At 61.1% G+C, this 24,797-nt stretch carries 22 protein-coding genes; 13 read left to right on the top strand and 9 right to left on the bottom strand.

Annotation, left to right across the window (positions count from 1 at the left end):
• Nucleotides 1-103 precede the first annotated feature (103 nt).
• Complete coding sequence (locus PHS32_RS02525) at nt 104-1,237, bottom strand: branched-chain amino acid ABC transporter substrate-binding protein (protein ID WP_301077210.1); 1,134 nt, start codon at nt 1,235-1,237, stop codon at nt 104-106.
• A 76-nt stretch (nt 1,238-1,313) separates the two neighbouring features.
• Entirely contained in the window at nt 1,314-2,828 is a 1,515-nt protein-coding gene (locus PHS32_RS02520) for an aldehyde dehydrogenase family protein (protein WP_301077209.1), read from the bottom strand.
• 92 nt (nt 2,829-2,920) lie between these two features.
• Here PHS32_RS02520 and PHS32_RS02515 point away from each other — a divergent pair, with 92 nt between their 5' ends.
• The 3 genes from PHS32_RS02515 (at nt 2,921) to PHS32_RS02505 (ending at nt 7,047) form a co-directional block, all read left to right on the top strand.
• The gene (locus PHS32_RS02515; RefSeq protein WP_301077208.1) at nt 2,921-4,096 is read left to right on the top strand and encodes an FAD-binding oxidoreductase; all 1,176 of its coding nucleotides are present in this window, start codon (nt 2,921-2,923) and stop codon (nt 4,094-4,096) included.
• A gap of 99 nt (nt 4,097-4,195) precedes the next feature.
• Nucleotides 4,196-5,920: a thiamine pyrophosphate-binding protein gene (locus PHS32_RS02510; protein ID WP_301077207.1), complete on the top strand. Its 1,725-nt coding sequence runs from the start codon at nt 4,196-4,198 to the stop codon at nt 5,918-5,920.
• A gap of 2 nt (nt 5,921-5,922) precedes the next feature.
• Nucleotides 5,923-7,047, top strand: coding sequence for an FAD-binding oxidoreductase (locus PHS32_RS02505; RefSeq protein WP_301077255.1), 1,125 nt, complete (start codon nt 5,923-5,925; stop codon nt 7,045-7,047).
• 35 nt (nt 7,048-7,082) lie between these two features.
• Here PHS32_RS02505 and PHS32_RS02500 read toward each other — a convergent pair whose 3' ends face one another.
• The 6 genes from PHS32_RS02500 to PHS32_RS02475 form a co-directional block, all read right to left on the bottom strand.
• On the bottom strand, nt 7,083-7,679 hold the full coding sequence (locus PHS32_RS02500; protein ID WP_301077206.1) for a chromate transporter: 597 nt from the start codon (nt 7,677-7,679) through the stop codon (nt 7,083-7,085).
• Nucleotides 7,676-8,293, bottom strand: a complete 618-nt coding sequence (locus PHS32_RS02495; protein WP_301077205.1) for a chromate transporter — start codon at nt 8,291-8,293, stop codon at nt 7,676-7,678. Before PHS32_RS02495 ends, PHS32_RS02500 begins: the two co-directional genes overlap by 4 nt.
• 7 nt (nt 8,294-8,300) lie before the next feature.
• A complete protein-coding gene (locus PHS32_RS02490; protein WP_301077204.1) occupies nt 8,301-9,215 on the bottom strand; it encodes a DMT family transporter in 915 nt (304 codons plus the stop codon).
• A complete protein-coding gene (locus tag PHS32_RS02485) occupies nt 9,212-10,150 on the bottom strand; it encodes a helix-turn-helix domain-containing GNAT family N-acetyltransferase (RefSeq protein WP_301077203.1) in 939 nt (312 codons plus the stop codon). The genes PHS32_RS02490 and PHS32_RS02485 overlap by 4 nt, the downstream gene beginning before the upstream one ends.
• A 65-nt stretch (nt 10,151-10,215) precedes the next feature.
• Nucleotides 10,216-12,387: a 3-hydroxyacyl-CoA dehydrogenase NAD-binding domain-containing protein gene (locus tag PHS32_RS02480; RefSeq protein WP_301077201.1), complete on the bottom strand. Its 2,172-nt coding sequence runs from the start codon at nt 12,385-12,387 to the stop codon at nt 10,216-10,218.
• Complete coding sequence (locus PHS32_RS02475) at nt 12,387-13,592, bottom strand: acetyl-CoA C-acetyltransferase (protein WP_301077200.1); 1,206 nt, start codon at nt 13,590-13,592, stop codon at nt 12,387-12,389. Before PHS32_RS02475 ends, PHS32_RS02480 begins: the two co-directional genes overlap by 1 nt.
• A gap of 126 nt (nt 13,593-13,718) precedes the next feature.
• Here PHS32_RS02475 and PHS32_RS02470 point away from each other — a divergent pair, with 126 nt between their 5' ends.
• Nucleotides 13,719-14,882, top strand: a complete 1,164-nt coding sequence (locus PHS32_RS02470; RefSeq protein WP_301077199.1) for an acyl-CoA dehydrogenase family protein — start codon at nt 13,719-13,721, stop codon at nt 14,880-14,882.
• Entirely contained in the window at nt 14,882-15,463 is a 582-nt protein-coding gene (locus PHS32_RS02465) for an MOSC domain-containing protein (RefSeq protein ID WP_301077198.1), read from the top strand. The genes PHS32_RS02470 and PHS32_RS02465 overlap by 1 nt, the downstream gene beginning before the upstream one ends.
• Here PHS32_RS02465 and PHS32_RS02460 read toward each other — a convergent pair.
• Nucleotides 15,447-16,346 (bottom strand): acyltransferase, encoded by a 900-nt coding sequence (locus PHS32_RS02460; RefSeq protein WP_301077197.1) that lies wholly within the window; start codon nt 16,344-16,346, stop codon nt 15,447-15,449. The genes PHS32_RS02465 and PHS32_RS02460 overlap by 17 nt on opposite strands.
• A 251-nt stretch (nt 16,347-16,597) precedes the next feature.
• Between PHS32_RS02460 and PHS32_RS02455 the strand changes: the two genes are divergently transcribed.
• The 8 genes from PHS32_RS02455 (at nt 16,598) to gvpA (ending at nt 24,753) form a co-directional block, all read left to right on the top strand.
• Nucleotides 16,598-17,200 carry a hypothetical protein gene (locus PHS32_RS02455; protein ID WP_301077196.1) on the top strand — a complete coding sequence of 201 codons (603 nt, stop codon included), beginning with the start codon at nt 16,598-16,600 and terminating at the stop codon, nt 17,198-17,200.
• The gene (locus tag PHS32_RS02450) at nt 17,197-18,747 is read left to right on the top strand and encodes a sigma-54 dependent transcriptional regulator (protein WP_301077195.1); all 1,551 of its coding nucleotides are present in this window, start codon (nt 17,197-17,199) and stop codon (nt 18,745-18,747) included. The genes PHS32_RS02455 and PHS32_RS02450 overlap by 4 nt, the downstream gene beginning before the upstream one ends.
• Before the next feature lie 31 nt (nt 18,748-18,778).
• Nucleotides 18,779-19,390, top strand: a complete 612-nt coding sequence (locus PHS32_RS02445; RefSeq protein ID WP_301077193.1) for an Hsp20/alpha crystallin family protein — start codon at nt 18,779-18,781, stop codon at nt 19,388-19,390.
• Nucleotides 19,387-21,534 carry a CDC48 family AAA ATPase gene (locus PHS32_RS02440; RefSeq protein WP_301077192.1) on the top strand — a complete coding sequence of 716 codons (2,148 nt, stop codon included), beginning with the start codon at nt 19,387-19,389 and terminating at the stop codon, nt 21,532-21,534. The genes PHS32_RS02445 and PHS32_RS02440 overlap by 4 nt, the downstream gene beginning before the upstream one ends.
• Nucleotides 21,535-21,536: 2 nt before the next feature.
• Complete coding sequence (locus tag PHS32_RS02435) at nt 21,537-22,376, top strand: GvpL/GvpF family gas vesicle protein (protein ID WP_301077191.1); 840 nt, start codon at nt 21,537-21,539, stop codon at nt 22,374-22,376.
• On the top strand, nt 22,373-23,893 hold the full coding sequence (locus PHS32_RS02430; RefSeq protein ID WP_301077190.1) for a PAS domain-containing sensor histidine kinase: 1,521 nt from the start codon (nt 22,373-22,375) through the stop codon (nt 23,891-23,893). Before PHS32_RS02435 ends, PHS32_RS02430 begins: the two co-directional genes overlap by 4 nt.
• Nucleotides 23,893-24,276, top strand: coding sequence for a response regulator (locus PHS32_RS02425; protein WP_301077188.1), 384 nt, complete (start codon nt 23,893-23,895; stop codon nt 24,274-24,276). The genes PHS32_RS02430 and PHS32_RS02425 overlap by 1 nt, the downstream gene beginning before the upstream one ends.
• Nucleotides 24,277-24,534: 258 nt before the next feature.
• Nucleotides 24,535-24,753, top strand: coding sequence for a gas vesicle structural protein GvpA (gene gvpA / locus PHS32_RS02420; RefSeq protein WP_301077186.1), 219 nt, complete (start codon nt 24,535-24,537; stop codon nt 24,751-24,753).
• The last annotated feature ends 44 nt before the right edge of the window (nt 24,754-24,797 follow it).

The raw sequence follows: 24,797 nt of genomic DNA, 5'->3' as shown, positions 1-24,797 counted from the left end.
ACACTGGACGCCGCTACATCCTCAATAGTTCCTGATCAAACACCTGTCATGGCCATGGGCCACAACAGGGTGCTGATAGAGTCAATCAGTGATTCAGAATGGCTTACTTGGAAACCCTGACGTAGGTGCCGTCATCCTTGTAGACGCTAACCACGTACGCGGCCGAAGTCAGATCCCCCTTGGCATCCCACGATTTCTTGCCCAGAATTGTGGGGACCGTGTTGGCCTTGATCCATTTGGCCATGGCTGCGCCAGAACTGGAGTTGGCACCCTTCAAAGCCGCTGCCGCAACTTGCACGCCAGCGTAGGTGTACAAAGTGAAGCCAGCCGGCTCGAAGCCACCCTTGCGAATCTTTTCGACCACAGCCTTGCCATCAGGAATCAAACGGGGGTCTTCCCCGAAGGTCACCAAGACACCTTTAAGCACCTGTTTGCCGCCGGCGGCAGTCGCAAAAGTATCCTCAACGGCACCATCGGTCACCATCACCTGGATGTTGAGCCCTTGCTCGCGCACTTGCCGCAACAGGGTACCGGCCTCAGATGACAGGCCAGAAAAGTGAATCAAATCTGCATTGGCGGATTTGATTTTGGTGACCAAGGCGTTGTAATCCTTTTCACCACGGGTCAGCCCTTCGTACATGATCTCCTTGAGACCACGCTTGTTGAGTTGGGCTTGAGTGGCATTGGCCACGCCTTGACCATACGTGTCCTTGTCATGAATCAGCACGACGCGTTTGGACTTGAGTATGTCGACGATGTAGTTACCCGCTACAAAGCCCTGCTGGTCGTCACGTCCACAGGTGCGCAAGACGTTGGGCAGGTTACGTTCGGTCACTTTGGGGTTGGTAGAGGCTGGCGTGATCATCAACATATCTGCCTCGGCATAGGCTTCAGAGGCGGGAATGGTGCTTGACGAACAAAAGTGCCCTACCACCACGTTGACTTTGTCTTTTTCAATCAAACGCGAAGCCACGGTAACTGCTTGCTTGGGCTCGCAGGCATCATCACCAATGACGATTTCAACTTTTTTGCCATTGATGCCGCCGGCGGCGTTGATGTCATCGGCAGCTTGCTGCGCGCCTTTGCGCATTTCTTCACCGTAGGCGGCGATACCGCCGGTCATTGGGCCGGCTACGCCAATTTTGTAGGCCGCTTGCGCCAAGACGTTTGAGGTTGCCAGCAGAGCGGCGGCGGCCACCGATGCACCGATCAAGGTCTTCTTCAGGGAAAATTTCATTTGTCTCACTCCAATATTAAAAATGCTCCTTGCCAGAGAGCGATTAGGCATACACAAGCTACCTGCCCCCTCTGGGCTAGACCTCAAACTGAACACCCTGCGCCAGCGGGAGTTCTTTTGAATAATTGACGGTGTTGGTCGCGCGGCGCATGTAAGCGCGCCAGGCATCCGAGCCCGACTCGCGGCCTCCCCCGGTATCCTTCTCGCCGCCAAAGGCTCCGCCGATTTCGGCTCCGGAAGTGCCAATGTTGACGTTGGCAATACCGCAATCTGAGCCGCTAGCGCTCAGGAAGGTCTCAGCCTCACGCAAGTCATTGCTGAAAATGGCCGACGACAAGCCTTGCGGAACATCGTTTTGCATGGCTACGGCCTCTTCAAAATGTTCGTAGCCCATGACATACAAAATGGGGGCGAAGGTCTCGTGGCGCACAACCTCGGTTTGCATAGGCATTTCGACAATGGCTGGCTTGACGTAATAGGCATTGGAGAACTGCTCCTGTAGAACGCGCGCTCCACCAAACACCACGCCACCCTCCTCTTGAGCCTTCACCAACGCTTCCTGCATGGCCTCAAACGATGCCTTGTCAATCAGTGGCCCGACCAAGGTGCCCGGCGTCAAGGGATTGCCGATGGGCAACGCCTGATAGGCTTTTTTGAGGCGTTCCGTCAAGGCTTGGCGTACGCTGTGGTGCACGATCAGGCGTCTGGTGGTGGTGCAGCGCTGCCCGGCGGTACCGACGGCGGCAAACAAGATGCCGCGCACGGCCAAATCAAGGTCCGCGGTGGGTGCGATGATGACCGCGTTGTTGCCACCCAGTTCCAGCAGGCTGCGACCGAAACGCCGCGCCACATTCGGGCCCACGTCGCGCCCCATGCGGGTGCTGCCGGTGGCTGAAAGCAACGCCACTTTGGTGTGATTAACCAGTGCTTCGCCCACTTCCCGGGCACCAATGACCAGTTGCGACAAACCTTCAGGCGCATCGCCAAAGCGTTTTGCAGCTCGTTCAAACAGGGCTTGGCAGGCCAAGGCGGCCAGCGGAGTTTTTTCGGATGGTTTCCAGACGACCGGATCACCACATACGATAGCTAGCGCGGTGTTCCAGGACCAGACTGCCACGGGGAAGTTAAAGGCACTGATGACACCGACCACACCCAGTGGATGCCAGGTTTCCATCATGCGATGGCCGGGCCGCTCTGACGCGATCGTCAAGCCATAAAGTTGGCGCGAGAGCCCCACGGCGAAATCACAGATGTCAATCATTTCCTGCACTTCACCCAAGCCCTCGGAGAGAATTTTTCCGGCTTCGAGTGAGACCAGCTGACCCAAGTCGTTTTTGGCCAGGCGCAACTCTTCGCCCAGCAAACGAATGAGCTCGCCACGCCGAGGTGCCGGCATGTTGCGCCATGTCAAAAACGCTTGATGCGCACTATTGACGATCTGTTCCACCTGTTGCTGACTGTGTACCGGAAGTCGGCCCAGTTCGCTGCCATCAATCGGTGATGCGACCCGTAGCGTGCCACCGGTGTAGGTGGGTGGGGCAACGCCAAAACGTTGCATGAGAGAAAGAAGAAGCGCATTTGCGGTGGGCATGGGATGACTCGATTAAGAAAAAAGGTTTCGTAAAGGGAATTATATTTACTTATAATAAATAAAGTTGATATTTTTACAACTAATTTGTTTTTATGAAAAAAGTTGATGTAGTCATTGTGGGTGGGGCTGCTGTTGGCAGCTCGGCGGCTTACTTTTTGGCATCCCAAGCTGACTTCAGAGGGTCTGTGCTGGTGGTGGAACAAGACTTCACCTACGAAAAATGCGCCACCACACTCTCAGCGGCGTCGATACGACACCAGTTTTCGACCCCTGGCAACATTCAGATGTCGCAGTTCGGGACGCAGTTCATCAAGCACATTGGTGAGCATCTGTCGGTCAATGGCGAGGCACCTGAAGTCAGCTTTCACGAAGGCGGCTATCTGTTCCTGGCCTCCAATGCCGGGCGCGAAATTCTGCAATCCAACCACCGCGTGCAACGCGGTTTGAATGCTGATGTGGTCTTGTTGACGCCAGCGCAACTGCAACAGCGCTTCGCCTGGATGAATACCAATGACTTAAGTGCCGGCTCCTTGGGCTTGTCGGGCGAAGGTTGGCTTGATGCCTACGGATTGCTGCAAGGCTTCAGGCGCAAGGCGCTTTCCTTGGGTGTGCAGTACCGCCAAGCCCAAGTCATGGGCATTAACCGACAGGGTCACCATATTCAATCGGTGAGTCTGTCCGACGGCTCGACGGTGGCTTGCTCTGTGGTCATTAACGCTGCCGGCACCGGTGCCCACTTACTGGCGCAAAGCGCGGGCATCGTGTTGCCGGTTGAGTCACGCAAACGCTGTGTTTTCCATTTCACCTCGCCCGCAAAAGTTGACCCTTGCCCGCTGGTAGTTGACCCCAGTGGCGCCTATTTCCGGCCTGAGGGGAGCGGCTTTATTTGCGGCATCTCGCCGCCAGAAGACCAAGACCCTGAATGCTTTGACTTCGAGGTGCAGCACGCGTTGTTTGACGAAGTGCTGTGGCCGATATTGGCAACACGAGTTCCCGGCTTTGAGGCCGTGCGCATGAAAAATGCGTGGGCCGGACACTACGACATGAACACTTTGGATCACAACCTGATCCTCGGCGCGCACCCGGAAGTGGACAACTTGTTGTTTGCAAACGGCTTTAGTGGCCACGGCATGCAGCAATCCCCCGCTGTCGGCCGGGCCTTGTCAGAGCTGGTGACCTATGGCGAATACCGCACTCTGGATCTCTCGGCCTTCGGTTGGCAGCGCATTATTGCCAACCAACCCCTGCTGGAAATCAATGTCGTGTGATGTTGATTCCGGCGCCAGTCGAACGCCGCCTGCGATGGCCACAAAAGCACCAGCACATTGATTCATAAACAGAAACATTTCGTCCAAGGAAATAGAGACATGGCAACATCGCAAACAGGTGGTCAAATCCTGGTGGACCAGCTCAAGATTCATGGTGTCGGACACGTGTTTTGTGTGCCTGGAGAGAGCTTCCTGGCCGTTTTGGATGCGCTCTATGATGCACCGTCGATTGAAGTCACCGTCTGTCGCCAGGAGGGAGGGGCGGCCATGATGGCCGAGGCACACGGCAAACTTACCGGTCGCCCCGGGATCTGCTTTGTGACGCGAGCGCCCGGAGCCACAAACGCATCGGCTGGTGTTCACATCGCCCGACAGGACTCCACACCCATGATCCTGTTTGTCGGTCAAGTCGAACGTGATGCACGCGAGCGTGAAGCGTTTCAGGAGTTGGATTACCGCGCGGTGTTTGGTAATCTCGCCAAATGGGTGACCGAAATCGATGAGGTGGGCCGCTTGCCCGAATTGATATCCAGAGCATTTCATGTGGCTACCTCGGGGCGTCCCGGTCCGGTGGTCATTGCTTTGCCCGAAGACATGTTGACCGAAGTACTGGCGCTGGCCCATGCTGAAGCCTGCACAGGTCGACCTGTGTTGCCCTATCAGGTCATCGAAACCGATCCTGGCACAACGGCCATGCTTGAGTTGCAGAAGCGACTCGAAGCCGCCCAGCGCCCCTTGATGATTCTGGGGGGTAGCCGTTGGTCAGCCACTGCGGTGGAGCACATCACCTTGTTTGCAGAGCACTATCAGTTGCCGGTGGCTTGCTCGTTCCGGCGGCAGATGCTCTTTTCAGCGGAGCATGCCTGCTACGCCGGTGACTTTGGATTTGGAGCGAACCCGAAATTGATCAAACGTGTCAAACAGGCCGATTTGGTTTTGCTGGTCGGTGGCCGATTCTCTGAAGTGCCCTCCCAGGGCTATACCGTGTTAGATATTCCGGTGCCTCAACAAGCCTTGGTGCATGTCTATCCAGATCCGGATGAACTCGGGCGTGTTTACCGCGCCGATTTGCCGATTCATGCTTCTCCCGCGGCCTTTGCATTGGCCGCATCCCGACTTCAAGTGGCAAAAAACGCGGCGTGGTGCGATTGGACAAACGAAGCCCATGCTGATTTTGTGCAATGGACCGATCCGACGCCAATCCGCATTCCTGGCCAGTTGCAGATGGCCGAGGTCATGCGTCATTTGCGCCAGGTTTTGCCCGCAGACAGCATCATGTGCAACGGTGCGGGCAACTTTGCGATATGGGTGCATCGCTTCTGGCCATTTCGCCATTACGCCACCCAACTCGCTCCCACCAGTGGATCCATGGGCTATGGCCTGCCCGCAGGCGTCGCCGCAAAACGCTTATGGCCAGAGCGCAGCGTGGTCGTGTTTGCCGGAGATGGCGACTTCTTGATGCATGGGCAAGAACTGGCCACCGCCGTGCAATACAAGCTCCCCATCCTGATCATTTTGCTTGACAACGGCATGTTCGGGACGATTCGCATGCATCAGGAGCGCAACTACCCCGAACGCGTGGTAGCCACGCAGTTGCAAAATCCTGACTTTGCCGCTTACGCCCAAGCTTTTGGTGCCTATGGTGAGCGCGTCACCGACACGGCGGCCTTTGGACCCGCCTTGCAGCGTGCCATGGCCAGTGGTCAGCCCGCGCTGTTGCATTGCCTGATTGACCCGCAGGCCATCACGCCCACGGCTACTTTGGATTCATTACGTCAGCAAGCCTTGTGCGCGCAACGCTCTGGTTCGGATGAAGGTTCATGAAAATGACTGAAAAATATGACTTTCTTATCATTGGCGCGGGCATTGCCGCAGCATCGGTTGGCTACTGGCTTGCACCCCATGGTCGCGTGATCCTGCTCGAGCGGGAATCCCAGCCAGGTTATCACGCCACGGGGCGCTCGGCAGCATTGTTCATGGAGAGCTACGGCACACCCCAGGTGTGTGCCCTGAGCAAGGCCAGTCGCACCTTTTTCGAGACACCACCGGCCGGCTTTTGCGAGCATCCACTGATCTCCCCACGCGGGGCCATGATGGTGTCCACGCAGGGACAGGACGCATTACTGGCCGAGCACTGGGACATCCTGCGCGCCAACACGCCGCGCGCGCAACTGCTCGACAGCGTCGCCACCTGTGCGTTGGTACCGGTGCTTCGCCCTGAAAAGGTTTTGGGTGCCCTGCTGGACCCTGACGCCGTTGACATTGATGTGGATGCCCTGCATCAGGGTTACTTGCGCGGAGTGCGGCGCGCTGGGGGTAAAGTGATGTGCAACGCCGAAGTGACCACGCTCCAGCGATCTGGAGACCTGTGGCAGGTGCAGGCCGGCGGAGTCAGCTATGAGGCTCCGATAGTGATCAATGCCGCCGGCGCCTGGGCCGATGTGGTGGCACAACTTGCCGGTGTGAAGCCCATCGGCCTGGAGCCACGTCGGCGCTCGGCGTTCATCTTCGCACCACCCGAAGGTATCGCGACTGCCCATTGGCCGATGGTGTTTGACATCGGTGACGATTGGTACTTCAAACCCGATGCCGGCATGCTACTGGGCTCCCCCTCCAACGCCGACCTCGTGGTCCCGCAGGATGTCCAGCCAGAGGAATTGGACATTGCTCTGGGAATCTACCGCATTGAGGAGATGAGCAACCTGAAGATTCGCCGGCCGACACGCACTTGGGCTGGTTTGCGCTCGTTTGTTTCCGACGCAGGCCATGTAGGCGGCTTCGACCCTCAGGTGCCCGGTTTTTTCTGGGTCGCGGCACAAGGCGGCTCGGGCATCATGTCATCCGCTGCCATGGGTGAATCGTGCGCCTCACTGGTGCGCGGCCTGCCATTGCCGGATCACGTTGCCGCTTATGGGCTGAGCGCTCAAATGCTCAGTCCTGCCCGTTTCTGAATATACCTGCGTGAGTCCGAGATGATCTCCTTACCCTAAACCCAGCCCAGCCAGCCCAGCAGTCCGCCGGCGGCCAACAGCCATAGCAGGTGTAGCCGGGTGCGCCAGATCAGCAGGGTGGTCAGGGCGGTGAGCAGCCACATGGGCCAGTTCTTCAGCGCGCTGCCGTGGCTGACGGCCAGAATCCAGCCGGTGGCAATCAGCAGCGCAATCACGATAGGCGCCATGCCTTGCTTGAAGGCACGTACCGCTCGCAGTTCGCGGTTTTGATGGCCCCAGCGCGCCGCCGCGAAGGTCAGGGTGGTGCTGGGAACCAGGATGCCAATCATGGCCAGCAAGGTGCCCAGCGCGGCATAAGGCCAGGCACTGGCACCGGCGCTGACGCCGCCGCCGGCATTGATGCCGACATTCCAGCCCAGCAGCGCGATGAACAACACGTTGGGACCGGGGGCCGCCTGTGCCAGCGCGATGGAAGAAGTGAACTGGATGTCGCCCAGCCAATGCTGCTCATCCACCAGATAGCGGTGCATGTCGGGTGCCGTGGTGATGGCACCGCCCACGGCCAGCAGTGACAGCGACAGGAAATGGGTCAACAGCGCCAGCCAGTCGGAGGCCGTCAAGGCCAGCATCATGGCTTGGTCCCCGCCAGCGCGGAGCGGCCCAGTTGCCGATAAGCCCAGGCCCAGGCCAGTCCGCCGAGGCCCAGCAGCACCCAGATCAAAGGCACGTGCAGCAGGGCCACCGCGATAAACGTCAGGACGGCCAGCGCCCAGCAAACGGCGCGGCCCAGGACGTTGGTTTTCAAGGCACTGATCAGTTTCAGACCGGTGGCGGTGATCAGGCCGGCCGCCACCGCGCCCATGCCGCGCAGCGCGCCCTGCGCCCCGGGCGAATCGGAAATGCCGGTGAAGACGGCCGCCAGCGCCAGCACGATCAGGAGAGGAAAGGTCAACATGCCGGCCAGCGCCACCAGGGCGCCGCGCAAGCCGAAGTAGCGGTCGCCAATCATCAGCGACAGGTTGACCACGTTGGGGCCGGGCAGAATCTGCGCCACCGCCCAGTCTTCCAGAAACTGCTCGCGCGTCAGCCACTGTTTCTTCTCCACCAGTTCGCGCTGCACGATCGCCAGCACCCCGCCAAAGCCCTGTAAAGCCAGCCAGGTGAAGGACCAGAACAGATCGGTCAGCGAAGCGGGCCGCGGCTGCCCGGTGGCGGCGGGCGCCGGTAGAGGGAGGCTTTCAGGCATTCGCCAATTATCGCCGTGCCTGGTCCGCCGGCGAGCGGGTGGCCAGCCATAACCCCACGGCAATCAAGACGATGGCAGCGGCCAGCCAGACATCGAAGATTTCATGTAGCAGCCAGGTTCCCAGCAGGGCGGCCGTCAAGGGGTTGAGCGCCAGAAAAATGGTGACGCGGGTTGGCGACTCATGCTTGAGCGCGTAGAGCCAGAGAAAATAGCCGATGCCGCTGGAGGCGCCGATAAACGCAACGATGCCCCAGGCTTGCGGCCGCAGCGTCAGGACGCGCAGCGGCCAGTCTTCCGGCAGTGCCAGCACAGCCAGCGCCAGCGCCGAGATCAGCATGGCAAAAGCGCTGACATTGAGGGTTGGATAGCGTTGCAGGTAAGGCCGGTAGAACACGCTGCAGACGGCGCCGACGCAGGCGCTGGAGAACACCGCCAGTTCACCCCACCAGGGGCCGCTGCCGACCTGCGCCAGCTTGGGCGTCATCGACAGCGCCACGCCAGCGATGGACAGCAGCACGCCCAGCAGCAGCCGGGTGCTGATGGGCTCGCGGCCCAGCAGGCCGGACAGCAGCAGCGTCAGCAGGGGAAACAGGCTGAAGATCAGGGCCGCCTGCGCCGCGCCTACCGATTGCAGCCCATAGTTGAGCAGGGCGATCAGCAAGGCAAACTGGCCCAGGCCCAGGGCCGCCATCGCCGCCAGGTCCGCCAGGGGCACCTGGGCGATGGCGTTCCAGGTTCTCCGGTCGGCCGTCACCGCGCCCAGCGGTTTGAAGACAAACGGCAGCAGACACAAAAAACCGAAGCCATAGCGCAGCATCGCCAGCGTCAGCGGCGCCACCTCGGCCACCACCATGCGCGAGGCCACGATGGCGGCGCCGACCTGGATGCCGGTGGCGGCAGCGGCCAGCAGGGCCAGCTTCAAAGCTTCAGTTCCCAGTGCTCGCCGACCAGGTCCTGGCCGAAGCCGTGGTAGGGCTCGCTCTTGACCAGCTTGAAACCGCGCCTGGCATAAATGTCGCGCGCCGCGCCCAGACAACTGTTGGTCCACAACACCATTTTCTTGTAGCCCTTGTCGCGCGCGAAGGCGATGCACTGGTCGGTCAGGCGCGCGCCCAGTCCCAGCCCGCGCGCCCGCGGCGCCAGGATCAACATGCGCAACTGGGCCACGGTTCTGGATTTGCGCACCACAAAGACCGAGCCGACGCGCTGGCCGTCCAGTTCGGCCATCCAGCAGTGCTCCCATGCCGGCTGGTGGTTGCGCAGGTACTTGGCGACGATGTCCGCCACCAGGGCTTCGAACTGGTTGTTCCAGCCGTATTCGCGGGCATAGATTTCGCCGTGCTGCTGCACCACCCAGCCCATGTCGCCGGCTTGCGGGTCGCGCAGCAGGATCGACTGGGTCGGGCTCCTGCGGGCCGGCTCCAGCAACTGCTGCATCCGCTCCATGGCGGCTATCACCTGCTGGCGCTGGCTGTCGGCCAGCGGTGCCAGCAGGGCCGCCGCCTCGTCGCGCGATTTTTGCTGCAGGGGCGCAAAAGCCGCGTGCCCGGCGGCCGTCAGCGCCAGCAGGCTTTGCCGCGCGTCGGCAATGGAGGGTACCCGGGCCAGCCAGTTTTTGGCCTCGAAGCGACGCAGGATGCGGCTCAAATAACCGGTGTCCAGCCCCAGGTCGCGGCCCAGTTCGGTGGCGGTGGGCTGGTCGCGGTGCGCCAGCTCGTACAGCACCCGCACCTCGGTCAGCGACAGCTCGCTGCCGAGGTAGGGGTCCAGCACGCCGATGCGCCGGGTGTAGAAACGGTTGAAGCCGCGCACCGCCTCGATGTGCGACTTGGTGGCGGCAGGCGGGTTGATGTTCATGCCTGACATCGTCAGGCAATTGCTTGACTATGTCAAGTACTTTGAATCCGGTACTGTGAACCTCGTCAATAAACCGGTTGATAGCGCTGGAGCGTTGCCTTGACCTCGTCCGTCAGCGCAAAACCGGCCCCGAAGGCGGCTGCCAGTTGATCGGCGCGTTTGACGAAGGCATCTATCCCCATGCCGTAGATGAACTGCAGGGCGCCGCCGGTCCAGGCCGGGAAGCCGATGCCGAAGATGGAGCCGATGTTGGCCTCGTGCACGCTGGTGAGCACGCCTTCGCTCAGGCAGCGGGCCGTTTCCACCGCCTGGCGATACAGCAGGCGGTCTTTCAGGTCAGTGATGTTCCACCGGGCATCGGGCTTTTCAAACAGCGGTTTGAGTTGCGGCCAGAGGTATTTCTTGGCGCCTTTCTCGGTCGGGTATTCGTAGAAGCCGGCGCCGCCGGCGCGGCCGGGCCGCTGGTACTCTTTCACCATCCTGGCCACCAGTGCCTCGCCCGGGACGGCGACGTAGTTTTTGCCCTCGGCTGCGTAGTCGGCACGGGTCTGCTCCATCACGTGCAGGCTCAGGCTCAAAGTGGTTTCGTCCAGCACCGCCAGCGGGCCTACCGGCATGCCGCACTGGATGCCGGCGTTCTCGATCGCCGGCGCCGGTATGCCTTCGCCCAGCATCGCCACGCCTTCCATGACGAAGGTGCCGAAGACGCGGCTGGTGAAGAAGCCGCGCGAGTCGTTCACCACGATCGGCATCTTGCCGATGGCTTGCACGTAGTCGAAGGCCCGCGCCACCGTTTCGTCGCTGGTCTGCTGGCCGCGAATGATCTCCACCAGCTTCATCTTGTCGACCGGGCTGAAGAAGTGGATGCCGATGAATTTCTCCGGTGCGGCGCTGGCCTTGGCCAGGCCGCTGATCGGCAGGGTGGAAGTGTTGGAGGCAAAGAAGCCGCCCCCTTTGTCAGGTCCAGCCAGCATCGGCTCGGCTTCCCTAGTGACCCTGGCCTTGAGTTCGCGATTCTCGAACACGGCTTCGATGATCAGGTCGCAGTCTTTCAGGTCGGACGTGTTGCCGGTGGCCTGGATGCGGCCCAGGATCTTTTGCTGCTCGTCGGCGCTCATGCGGCCTTTGTCGACCCGCGCCTGGGTCAGTTTGGCGCTGTGGGCCTTGCCGGCCTCGGCCTTCTCCTGGCTCACGTCCTTCAGCACCGTGGCGATGCCCTTGCTGGCCTGCGCGTAGGCAATGCCGGCGCCCATCGCGCCGGCGCCCAGCAGACCGACCTTGGCCGGCTTGAACCGGGCCACGCCGGCGGGCCGCGACTGGCCGCTCTTGATGGCATTCAAATTGAAGAAGAAGGTGTTGATCATGGCGCGCGCCACGCTGCCGGTCATCAGCTTGGCCAGATAGCGGCTCTCGATGCGCAAGGCGGTCGGCAAGTCGACCTGCAAGCCTTCCACCATGCAGGCCATGATGGCCTCGGGGGCGGGGTAGAGGCCGCGCGTCTGCTTCTTGATCATGGCCGGGGCCACCACCAGCATCATCGCCACCTTGGGGTTGGACGGGGTGCCGCCCGGCACCTTGTAGTCCTTGTCTTCCCAGGGATGCTGGGCCTTCGGGTTGGCGGCAATCCAGGCCACTGCCTTGGCCCGCATCTCGGCGGCGGCGCCGTCGCCCGGTGCCACCAGTTCATGCACCAGTCCCAGGCCTTTGGCCTCGGAGGGCGAAAAAGTCTTGCCCTCCACCAGATAAGGTTGAGCGCCCATCAAGCCCAGGTGGCGCGTCATCTTGGTCACGCCGCTGGCGCCGGGCAGCAGACCCAGCGTCACCTCGGGCAGACCGAACTGGATCTTGCGGTCGTCGATGGCGATCCGGTGGTGCCCCACCAGGGCCACTTCCCAGCCGCCGCCCAGGGCCGTGCCGTTGAGGCAGCTGACCACCGGTTTGCCCAGAGTTTCCAGGGTGCGGAAGTTCTTCTTGACGCGTTCAATTTCGGCGAAGATGGCGCTGGCGTCCGTGACCTTCAGACGCATGGCACCCTTCAGGTCGGCGCCGGCGAAGAAGGTCGATTTGGCCGACGCCAGGATGATGCCCTTGATTTTGTCCTGATCCTTCAGAACCTGCGCCACCAGTTCCGACATGTCTTCCTGCCATTGCAGGCACATGGTGTTGACCGGCGAATTGGGTTCGTCGAAAGTGATGCTGGCGATGCCGTCGTCAAGTTGGTATTGGATGGTCTTCATTAGATTCTTTCCACGATAGTCGCAATGCCCATGCCGCCGCCCACGCACAAGGTGGCCATGCCGTAGCGCAACTGGCGCCGGTGCAGTTCGTCGATCAAGGTGCTCAGGATCATGGCGCCGGTGGCGCCCAGCGGATGCCCCATGGCAATGGCGCCGCCGTTGACGTTGACCCGGTCGTGCGACACGCCCATCTCTTTCATGAAACGCATCACCACCGCGGCAAAGGCTTCGTTGACTTCAAACAAGTCGATCTGGTCTATCGTCAGACCGGCCTTGGCCAGCGCCTTGCGCGCCGCCGGCATCGGGCCGGTCAGCATGATGGTGGGGTCGGCGCCGCTCAGTGCCGCCGCCACAATGCGGGCCCGTGGCGTGAAGCCGTGGGTCTTGCCGGCCGCTTCCGAGCCGATCAACAGCGCGGCGGCGCCATCGACGATGCCGCTGGAGTTGCCGGCGTGGTGCACATGCTGGATGCGCTCCACCTGCGGGTAGCGCGTGAGGGCCACCTGGTCGAAACCCATGCCGCCCATTTGATCGAAAGCCGGTTTCAGTGAGGCCAGCCCTTCCAGCGTGGTTTGCGGCTTGATGAACTCGTCCTCGGCCAGAATGACCTGGCCCAGGAAGTCGGTGACGGGCACCAGCGAGTGCGAGAAATAGCCGCTGGCGCGGGCCTTGGCGGCGCGTTGCTGGCTCTCCAGCGCGAACGCGTCGACGTCCTGGCGCGAAAAGCCTTCCAGCGTGGCAATCAGATCGGCGCCAATGCCTTGCGGCACGAAAGCGGTCTGCGAATTGGTTTCCGGGTCCATCGCCCAGGCGCCGCCGTCGGAGCCGATCGGCACGCGGCTCATGCTCTCGACGCCACCGGCCACCACCAGTTCTTCCCAGCCGGAGCGCACTTTTTGCGCCGCCAGATTGACCGCTTCCAGGCCCGAGGCGCAAAAACGGTTGACCTGCATGCCCGAGCAGGTGAAGTCCCAGCCGGCTTTCAGCGCCGCCACCTTGGCGATGACCGAGCCTTGTTCGCCGACCGGCGACACCACGCCCATCACCACGTCGTCCACCTGGGCGGTATCGAAGTCGTTACGGCGCTGCAACTCGGTCAGCACGCCGGCCAGCAGGTTGATCGGTTTGACTTCATAGAGGCTGCCGTCTTTCTTGCCTTTGCCGCGCGGCGTGCGGATGGCATCAAACACAAATGCTTCGGTCATGGAGACTCCAGTGGGGGGAAGGAATTAAAAAAATAGTGGGCGGCGAGAGGTCCGGATGCAGTATATTCTTTTCGCAAAGCGATTGCTTTGTATAAATACTCTAATTCTTGTCAAACAGGTGACAGCATGATCCAGCGAACTCTTTTTAGCGCCGACCACCAGGCCTTTCGCGACAGTTTTCGTCGCTTCATCGAGAAGGAAATTGCCCCTTTCCATGCCGCCTGGGAAGAGCAGGGCTATGTCGACCGCGCGGTCTGGAACAAGGCCGGCGAGAACGGCTTCCTGTGCCTGAGCATGCCGGAGGAATACGGCGGCGCCGGCGCCGACAAGCTGTATTCCATGGCGCAGATCGAGGAGCTCAGCGCGGCCGGCTTCTCCGGCATCGGCTACTCCCTGCACAGCGAGATCGTGGCGCCCTACATCCTGCACTACGGCACCGCGGAGCAAAAGAAAAAATACCTGCCGCAACTGGCCAGCGGCGCCATGATTGGCGCCATTGCCATGAGCGAGCCAGCGGCCGGCTCCGACTTGCAGGGCATCAAGGCGACTGCCATCCAACAGCCGGACGGCAGCTATCTGCTCAATGGCAGCAAGACCTTTATCACCAACGGCTGGCACGCCGACCTGGTGATCGTGGTCGCCAAGACCAACCCGCAAGCCGGCGCCAAGGGCACCAGCTTGTTGCTGGTGGAGCGCGGCATGCCGGGCTACTCGGTCGGCAAGCGGCTGAAAAAACTGGGCCTCAAGGCGCAGGACACCTCCGAACTGTTCTTCGACAATGTGCGCTTGCCGGCCGCCAATCTGCTGGGCGGGCCGGCCCATGAGAACCGGGGCTTCATCTGCCTGATGGAGCAGTTGCCGTGGGAGCGCCTGCAAATCGCCATCGGCGCCGTCGCTGCGGCGCAGGCGGCCATTGACTGGACCGTGGACTATGTGAAGGAGCGCAAGGTGTTCGGCCAGAGCGTGGGCGCGTTCCAGAACACGCGCTTCACCCTGGCCGAGCTGCAAACGGAGGTCCAGGTGGCGCGCGTCTTTGTCGACAAATGCGCCGAGCTGCTGCTGGCCGACACGCTGGACACGGCGACCGCCAGCATGGCCAAGTACTGGTGCAGCGACTTGCAGTGCAAGGTGATGGACCAGTGCGTGCAACTGTTCGGCGGCTACGGTTATATGTGGGAATACGCTATCACCCGTGCCTACGCCGACGCCCGCGTCCAGCGCATCTACGGCGGCACCAACGAGATCATGAAGGAAGTGATCACCAGGGCCATGGGCCTGGGCGGTAAATAGTGTTCACGCTGCTTGGCGTCCAGACGGCTCCGGCGCGCCGCATCCAGATCGAGGGGCGGTCCATCCTGACCGCTATTCACAAGCTGCCGGTCACCGGCCCGGTCCAGGTTTCTGCCATGGGGCTGTCGGGTGACGAGCAGGCCGATTTGACGGTCCATGGCGGGCTGGACAAAGCGGTCTACGCCTATCCGGTGGAGCATTACCCGTTCTGGCGTGCCCAGCGCACCAAGGCGAGCCTGATGGGCAGCGACGACGCTGCGCTGCCCCTTGGCACGTTCGGTGAGAACCTGACCCTGCAAGGCCTGCTGGAGACGGAGGTCTGGGTCGGCGATGTGCTCAGGTTCGCTGCTTGCGCCTTGCGCGTGACGCAGCCGCGCCAGCCTTGCTACAAGTTCAATGCCGTCATGGGTTTCAGCGGTGCCAGCAAGGTGATGGCGCAAAGCGGCTACTGCGGCTTCTATCTGGCGCTGGAGCAGGCGGGGCATTTAAGCGCCGGCGAACCGTTTGAACTGCTACCGGGTCCGCGACGCCTGAGCATCGCCGAGTCGTTCCAGGCCAAGATGTTCAAGCACTTGCGCTGAGCAGCGTCTCGATCTGCGCATCCTTGTCCAGCCACAGCTGGTGCACCCATTGCTGGTAGGCCTCGCGCACCGCCGCATCGCCGGCGTAATCGCCTTGCGCCAGCTGTTGCGGCACCGGTAACGCACGCACCCGAACCACCACGCGTTGCAGTCTGCCCTTCAGGAATTGCCAGAATTGCGGCGCGCCGTCCGGGTAAACAATGGTCACGTCCAGAATCGCCTGGAACTTGTCGCCCATGGCGTTCAGCGCCAAGGCCAGGCCGCCGGCCTTGGGTTTGAGCAAATGCTTGTAGGGTGACTTTTGCCGCTGGTGCTTGGCCGTGGTAAAGCGCGTGCCCTCCAGAAAATTCATCACGCTGGTGGGGATCAGGGCAAATTTTTCGCAGGCCTGGCGCGTGGTGGCTTGATCCTTGCCGCGCATCTCGGGGTGTTTTTTCAAAAACTCCTCGCTATGGCGGCGCATGAACGGAAAATCCAGTGCCCACCAGGCCAGCCCCATGACCGGTACCCACATCAATTGCTGCTTGAGAAAGAATTTGAGCAGCGGAATGCGCCGGTTGAACAGGTGTTGCAGCACCAGAATGTCGACCCAGGACTGGTGATTGCAGTTCACCAGGTACCAGCTGCGGTAGTTGAGCCCTTCGATGCCTTGCACGTCCCAACGGGTGCGCTGGGTCAGGCGCATCCAGCCGCTGTTGCCGGCAATCCAGGCTTCAGCGATGCGCAGCAGCAGCGGGTCGATCAGCAGCCGCATTTTCTTGATCGGGATGATCAGCTTCAGCAAGGCAAAAATGAGCAGTATCGGGACCCAGAACAGCGCGTTGAGCGCCAGCAGCAGGGAAGCAATCAGGCCCACCACCAGTGGGGGAAGAAAATTAAGCATCGGGCACGGTTCAGTTGGTTTTTGGGGTCGGCTGACGATAGCGTATTTTGAGGCGTCAAGGAAGCATGTGGGTTTCGATCAACCCGGTTGGGGGCTGGAGAGAATGTTACTTGCTTGAGAAAACGCAAGATGGTTTCAGATAGTTTGTAACAGACTGCAATGACTCCAGAATGAAAGTTCTGTGGGGGAGGTTTGATGTCAATCCAGATTCCAAATTCAGCCTCGCCCGCATTTTTCCTGGCAGCTGAATTATGCGAACGCTGGTTGTGATCCCGATTGTCCATACCGAACAGGATATGGGGTCGCTGCTTGAGCAGACCAAGCAGGCTTACATCAGCCGGTTTGGCCATGACAAGTGGGTTGAGCATCTCAAGTCGATTGACGATGTCTGGTTCGGAATCCAGCAAATGATCAAGTCTCTGGAGTTGCCCTATGCAACGGTGCGCCTGTACCAGGACGGCTTGCCCGTTTGCGCCAGAGAAGAGGACATTGTCAAGGACGTTGCCGCACAGGGGAGCAAGAATCACCGCTTGCTGCTGGAATTGATGGCGCAGGGCGCCCAGTTGATGGGCACCGAAGATGCCGGGCTGCTGCTGCAGGAGTACCAATTCCATCAGGCTGCCGCGCGCCACGCTGATCCCGAGTACCAGCACCAGCGTGAAGAGCAAAGCCGCAAGCTGCTCTGGAAGCGTGATCGGTTTATCGCCAATCGGGTCAACGCGACGCTGCGCGCTGGCGAGATCGGTTTGCTGTTTCTGGGCTTGGCCCATTCCGTTGAGGCACTGCTTGACGCCGACATCCTGGTCCGCCAATTGCTCCCGTCGCTCAGAAAAAAACAGGGAAAGACGCAATGACAGTTGGCAAGATCGCTGGCGCACCTTCGGCCCTGGCCAAGGTGCTGGTGGTGGACGACCAGGAGGATGCACGCTGGGTCTTGTCCAATCTCATGCGACAGGCCGGGTTTGCACCGTTGTTGGCGGCGAACGGCGAAGAAGCACTGGTCGCTATCGGCAAGGAGGTGCCCGACGTGGTGCTGCTGGATATCGGTTTGCCCGACCTGGATGGTTTTGAGGTGCTGACAAAGATCAAGACCGACTACAAAACGACACCTGTCATCATGGTCACCGGCAACGGCAACACCCATGACGCGGTGCGCGCCGTTCGGGCCGGGGCCTGGGATTACCTGACCAAACCGTTCAAGAACGAGGACGTGCTGAGTACCGTTCGCTACGCCCTGGAGGAAAGAAGAGCCAAGCTCCAGGTTCGGCAAATCCTGGACCCTCCGCGCCAAGCCGATTCGCTGGTGAATTCGATGGGAAACAGCGCCGCCATTCAAGGCATCCAGCGCGAGGTGGAACGGGTTGCCCGGACCAATTTCTCGGTCCTGATCACGGGTGAGTCCGGCACCGGAAAGGAATTGGTGTCGCAAGCCATTCACGCCCGAAGCAAGCGCTGCGCCAAGCCGCTGGTGGCGGTCGATTGCGGCGCCATATCGGAGTCGCTGATCGAGAGTGAATTGTTTGGTCACGAAAAAGGCGCTTTCACGGGAGCCCATCAGGCTAAAGCGGGGGCTTTTGAACTGGCCGAGGGCGGCACCATTTTTCTGGACGAGATCGGCAACCTGCCATTGGCGATGCAGGGCAAGCTGCTGCGGGTGCTGGAGACGCGGCGAATTCACCGCATCGGCAGCAGCAAGGAACAAAAAGTCGATTTCCGGGTGGTGGCGGCGACCAATGCCGACCTGTTGGCGATGGTGGAGCGGCACACCTTTCGCGGCGACCTGTACCACCGGCTGGCCGAGTACACGATTCATCTGACGGCATTGCGGGAACGCAAGGAAGACCTGGTGTTTCTGGTGCATCGATTTTTGACCCAGACCAACGCCGAGTTGGACAAGCAGGTGAAAGGCTTGTCAGGCCATGCCTGGGGCATCTTGCAGCGCTACGACTGGCCCGGCAACGCGCGCGAGTTGCGCAACCAGTTGCGCCGCGCCGTCTTGCTGTGCGACAGCACCGATGGCTTGATTGCGCCGGAACTGCTGGGCATGCTTGACCAACGTGTTTGTCCACAGCTGCCGCGGCTGCCGGAGCGACTGACACAGGCGCATTTTGAAACAAGTGAGCACCAGGCTTGCCCGCTGTGTGCGCCAGAGGAGTTCATGACCTTGGGGGTTGATTTTCCCTTGAAGGACTTGATCGGGCAGATTACGACTCAAGTGGAGCGTGCGATTCTTTTGCGGGCGCTGGCACTGACCCACGGTAACAAGGCGCAGGCGGCACGGATGCTGCACCTGGATTACAAAACGATCCATACCAAACTCAAAACGTATGAGATTTCCTCCATTCATTTCATGAAGGACGACTACAAACTTCAGAAAGATGAAGCGGCGCTTCGGCATTGATCAGGCTGGTTTACATCAAAGAGGTAAGAACATGGTTGACAGAAAACGTTCAGATGAATTTGCACCCGGCAAGGAGCGCCTCGATGAAATCGGGCGTCGCCTGGGGGAGGCCTTCGGCAAGGGCAAATCCGAGTCTTCGGGTGGCGGTTTTCTCGCCGGCATGGGCAACCTGATCGAGCAGTTGGGCAAGCTCGCGCAGGAGGCGCAGCAGTCCGGCGGCAGCGTCAGCAAGGGTGGCGAGTTCAAGTTCGGGTCGGGCCAGCAGGCCAAGGGCGTCTATGGCTTCACGGTCAAATCCGGTATCGGGGACAAGAGCCCCAGGGTCGAGCCGTTCGGAAACGTGCGCCAGAACGAGGAAGGCAAGCTGGTGGCGGTGCGCGAGATCCGCGAGCCGATGGTCGATCTGTTTGACGAGCCGGGGCGCTTGCTGATCATCGCCGAGGTGCCGGGGACCGAGGAAGCCAATGTGAAAGTCGAGGTGCACGACGACATCCTGCTCATCACGACTGAAATGGGGCAACCCAACTACCGCAAAGAGATGCTGCTGCCGGCCAGTTTCACCCCCGACAAGCTGAGTTTTCATTGTCGCAACGGCATCCTTGAAATTGCGCTGAGCAAGAAAGGAAAAAGGAAAGGGTCATGAAAAAAGCAGAAGACACCGGTCCGCGCTTCAAGGTCAGCGAGGCCTTGAGCAAGGACGTTGGGCGCGCACTGGCACGACTGGACCCCAGCGATATCCAGGCGCTGGGACTGGAGATTGGCGACATCGTCGAGATCGTCGGCAAGCGGCGCACCGTTTGCAAGCTGATGCCGGCCTACAAGGATGACCGGGGCGGCGCCAGAGTGCAGCTCGACGGCTTGTCGCGCGGCAACGCGGGGGTGGCGCTCGACGATGCCGTGGCGATTCAAAAAGTGAAGGCCCAGGCGGCGCAGCGCATTGTTCTGTCGCCCACCGCGGCGGGTCTGTCGGACCGCGATCTGGAATACATCGGAGCCCGGCTGGACGGCTTGCCGGTGCTGGAGGGGGACCGCATACGCGGCACCTTGTTTGGCAGTCGCTCGCTGGACTTCCTGGTGCGCGAGACCAAGCCCAAGGGACCGGTCCTGATCGCCCCGGAAACCTTGTTGTCGGTCGGTCCGGCGCAGACCGAAGCCAAGGCCAGCCCGACCGGGCGAGGCACGCTGTCGTACGAGGACATTGGCGGACTCAAGCGCGAAGTGCAGCGCGTGCGCGAGATCATCGAACTGCCCTTGCGCTTTCCGGAGGTGTTTGTCCGGCTCGGCATCGACGCGCCCAAGGGGGTGCTGCTGTACGGCCCGCCCGGCTGCGGCAAGACGCTGATTGCGCGTGCCGTCGCGCATGAGACCGACGTGCACTTCTTCTCCATCAGCGGCCCGGAGATCATGCAGAAGTTCTACGGCGAATCGGAGGGCTACTTGCGCAAGCTGTTCGACGATGCGACCAAGCAGGCACCCAGCATCATTTTCATCGATGAGATCGACTCCATCGCGCCCAAGCGGGAAGGTCTGGGGGGTGAACATCAGGTCGAGCGCCGCGTCGTGGCGCAGCTGTTGAGCCTGATGGACGGCCTCAAGGCACGCGGACAGGTGGTGGTCATAGCCGCCACCAACATTCCCAACGCCATTGATCCGGCCTTGCGCCGGCCCGGGCGTTTTGATCGCGAGATCGGGATTCCGATTCCGGACCGCCATGGCCGTTTGGCCATTCTTGAAATCTACACCCGCGGCATGCCGGTGGCCGACGATGTGGACCTGCCCGGCCTGGCCGACATCACCCATGGCTTTGTCGGTGCCGATCTGGAAGCACTTTGTCGCGAAGCGGCCATGATTTGCGTGCGGCGCATCTTGCCGGAGATCGACTTCGCCCAGGCCTCTTTGCCCTATGAGTCCTTGCAGAAGCTCGAACTGTGCAAGGACGATTTTCTGGCCGCCCTGCGTGACGTGGAACCGTCGGCACTGCGCGAGGTTTTTGTCGAGGTGCCCAATACCGGTTGGGACGATGTGGGCGGGCTGGAGGACGCCAAGCGCCTGCTGCGCGAACTGCTGGAATGGCCGCTGCAGCACGCCGATCTGTTTCAGGCCGTCGGTATCAAGCCGCTCAAGGGCGTGCTGCTGTGCGGCCCGCCGGGTTGCGGCAAGACGCTGCTGGCGCAGGCGGCGGCCAGCGCGACCCAGGTCAACTTCATTTCGGTCAAGGGACCAGCCTTGATGTCCAAGTACGTTGGGGAGTCCGAGCGCGCCGTCCGGGAGGTCTTTCAAAAGGCCAAGCAGGCCGCACCGTGCCTGGTATTTTTTGATGAGGTTGACGCCCTGGTGCCACGGCGCGGCAGCGGGGCGTCGGACTCCGGTGTCAGCGAGCGCGTGGTGGGGCAGTTTCTGGCCGAACTCGACGGTGTCGAGAAACTGGCCGGGGTGCTGGTGCTGGCGGCCACCAACCGGCCGGACATGGTGGACCCGGCCTTGCGACGCCCCGGACGCTTTGACGTGACGATAGAGATTGGCCTGCCGGACGAACCGCAGCGGCTGGCGATTCTGCAGGTGCAGGTGCGTGGCAAGCCGGTCGCCAAGGGGGTTGACCTGAAGGCGCTGGCGCTTGGCACGGTGGGGCTGACCGGTGCCGACCTGGGTGCCATCTGCAACCGCGCCGCCTTGAACGCCATCCGCGAGCGGATTGGACAGAGCCAGGGTGCCGGCGCCAAATCGGCCAAGTCTTCCCCGTTGCAGATCCAGGCGCGGCACTTCGATGCGGCCTTGAAAGAATTTTGATCATGACCGATCTGCCGCCTGAAGCCGTACCGGAACTCGGCGTTTACCTCTACTGCCTGGCTCGACCCGAGTGCCTGTCCGCGGTCGGTCTGCTGGCGGATGAGGGATTGCTGGGCGTCGATGAGCGTTACCAGGTGTCGGCGCTGTGCGAGGCCAATGTGGTGGCAGTGACCGGGAAGGTGGTCATCGCCGATTTTTCCGAGCAGAATCTGCAGACCCTGTCCTGGATCGGTGAGCGGGCCACCCGGCATGAGGCGGTGGTGGCACGGATCATGGCGGCGTCGCCGGTGCTGCCGGTCAAATTCGGCACCCTCTACCGTTCCCGGGACAGCTTGCGGGACTTCCTGCGGCAGCATCAGAAGAACATTGAATCGGCACTGGACCAGCTGCGCGACAAGAGCGAGTGGAGTGTCAAGGGCTACCTGGTCGAAGAAGATGCCCGTCGCATCATTGCGGCCGAAGATCCCGAGGTGCAGTCGCGCCGCGCCGCGCTGGCGTCCTCGCCGGGAGTCCGCTACCTGCAGCAGAAGCAACTGGATGCCCGGATCGAAGCGGCGCTGGAGTCGGGGGTGGCGCGGGTCAGCCAGGACTTGCAGCAGGCACTGGCTTTGCACGCGCTGGACGCCAGCCCGTTGCGGCTGCATGCCAGCGCCGTCACCGGACGCGCCGAGCGCATGGTCTTCAACGGCAGCTTTTTGTTGACGCCCGAGATGCTGCCCGATTTCCGCTGCGCACTGGCGGACCAGCAAGAGGCCTACCAGGTGATCGGCCTGAACCTCGAACTACGGGGTCCCTGGCCACCCTACAATTTTTGTCCGAATCTGTCTGAAACCCGGGCATGAAGAAGTCCAACAGCGCCGGCTTTTCGGCAAGCAGCGGCATCCGCTCCGCGACCACCGCTTCCAGCGAAGCCTGGTATGAAAAGCTTTACCACATGCTGCTGGGGAATATCCCGTTTTCCCTGATCCTGATCGATCCTGCCCTGCGCGTGGTCTCGGCGAACCGCAACTTCATTGAGAAGGCCAGGCGGACCGAGGAAAACACCATAGGGCGGCAGATCCGTCAGGTCTTTCCGGATGCGATCCTCGAGTTCACGCAGCTGGAAGCCAAGATTCGAAGTGTCTTCAACATCGGTTTGCCGCTGCCTGGCGCCCAGATGACCTACCGGGCACCCGGTGTGCCGATCCGCAGCTATTTCTACACCGTGATTCCGATCAAGACCGGTGCCGCGGTGGAACACGCAATGCTGGTGATGGACGATATCACCGAGAAGTTGCAACTGAGTGCCAAGGTCAGGATGGCGGAGCGCCACCTGGCCAGCGTGGTTGAAAGCGCCAATGATCTGGTGATCTCGACCGACCCCGAGGGCTGCATCACCAGCTGGAACCCGGCGGCCGAACGCATCTCGGGCTATCGGATCGGCGAGGTGCAGGGACAGTTGCTGGCCGAACTGTGCGAAACCAGCCAGCGCAAGGACATGGCGGCGATCATCCGGCAACTGGTCGGTGGCGACGTGGTGGAGTTCCGGGAGTTGAACCTGATGGCCAGCTCGGGGGCATCGATACCGGTGGACTGGTCGTTCTCGCCGATCCGCGACGACTCCGGCAAGGTCAGCGGCGTCGTGGCGGTGGGCCGCGATCTGTCCGAGCGGCGGGCGCTGGAGCAACACCTCTACCAGAGCGAAAAACTGGCCGCCTTGGGGGTGATGGCTGGTGGCATTGCGCACGAGTTGCGCAATCCGCTGTCGGTCAGCTTCTCCGCGGCGCAATTCCTTCTGGAGCCGCCCGATGATCCGGTGTTTCAGCAGGAGTGCGTGCGCAAGATCATCGAAGGCATAGAGCGCTCATCCATGATCATCGAGAATCTGCTGCGCTTCGCGCGGCCCTCGTCCAGCAGTCAAAAAGAAGCGCTGAATCTGGTCGCCCTGGTGCGCGAGACGCTCAGCGTGCTGACGCCGCAAGCGAAGCTGCAGAAGATCAATTTGGTGGAGCGCTATGCAGAGCCCGTGCTGCCGATTTCCGGCAATGCCAACCTGCTGCAGCAAGTGATCATGAATCTGGTTTTGAACGCCTATCAGGCGATGCTGGGTGGCGGCGACGTCAGCGTGGCCACCTGGCGCGATGGTGACGCGGCGTTGGTGCAAGTGTCCGATACCGGATGCGGGATTTCGCCGGCCCACTTGAGCCGGATATTCGACCCCTTCTTCACCACCCGGCCGGTCGGCAAGGGTACCGGTTTGGGGCTCTCGATTTGCCACACGATTGTGAAGCAGCATGGGGGCAGCATCGCGGTGGAGAACAGCATCGAGGGACAGGGCACCACGTTTGCTGTGCGCCTGCCGGTTGCGCAGGCTGCCTGATGGTCAAGCACCGCACGGTCCTGGTGGTCGATGACGAACCCGACGTACGTTGGGCTCTGGAAATGATTTTGAAAAAAAACGGCTTTGCCGTCGCCACCGCAGACAGCGGCGACGCGGCACTGCGCTGGCTGCGCTCGCACGCCTGTGACCTGATCCTGCTGGATGCCAAGCTGGGAGATATCGAAGGCGTGGAACTGGCCCGGCGGATTCAGGGTGAAACCTCCAGCAGCGCGCCGATGATTCTCGTCTCCGGCTATTTCTACAAGGACGATAGCGTGGTGCAGCAAAGCTTGAGAACGGGCCTGATCTCGGACTTTGTCACGAAACCGTTTCGTCATGACGACATCATGAACGCGATCCATGCCGTCTTATCTTCGGTATGAGGCGCCATAGCTATGGCGTGCGCTCCATGGTCAATTTGCCTCTGCTTGGACGGTCGGCGCAGCCCTTGGACTGACCAACCTGGGTATTCCATCAGTGATCTTTTCATTCGTTTGATATCTGTCAGTGAAACGGCTTGGTTGGCACCGGATGCCGGCACTTGGCACGGTCAATGCGTTACATCCTGTAACGAAGGGTTTAACCCCGTACTTCGTGTCTGGAAAGCGTTTAACAGGGGTGACATACGTTAGGAGTTTGAAATGGCAAAGGTACAAAAATCGACGGATTCGTCGAGTTTGGCTGAAGTTGTAGACCGCATCTTGGACAAGGGTATCGTTATCGATGCTTGGGTCAAAGTGTCGCTGGTCGGTATTGAACTGCTGTCGATTGAGGCACGTGTCGTGATCGCATCGGTCGAGACTTACCTCAAGTATGCAGAGGCAATTGGCCTCACATCCAGCGCGGCGGCTCCGGCCTAAGGGTCTGTGCTCAGTGTTTTCCTTGCCGGGAGGTTCGCCCCCCG

It is taken from the genome of Rhodoferax sp., from assembly GCF_028714215.1.
Taxonomy (GTDB): domain Bacteria; phylum Pseudomonadota; class Gammaproteobacteria; order Burkholderiales; family Burkholderiaceae_C; genus Rhodoferax.
The sequence above is the reverse complement of the archived record's forward strand: the minus strand, read 5'-3'. Positions and strand labels throughout refer to the sequence as shown.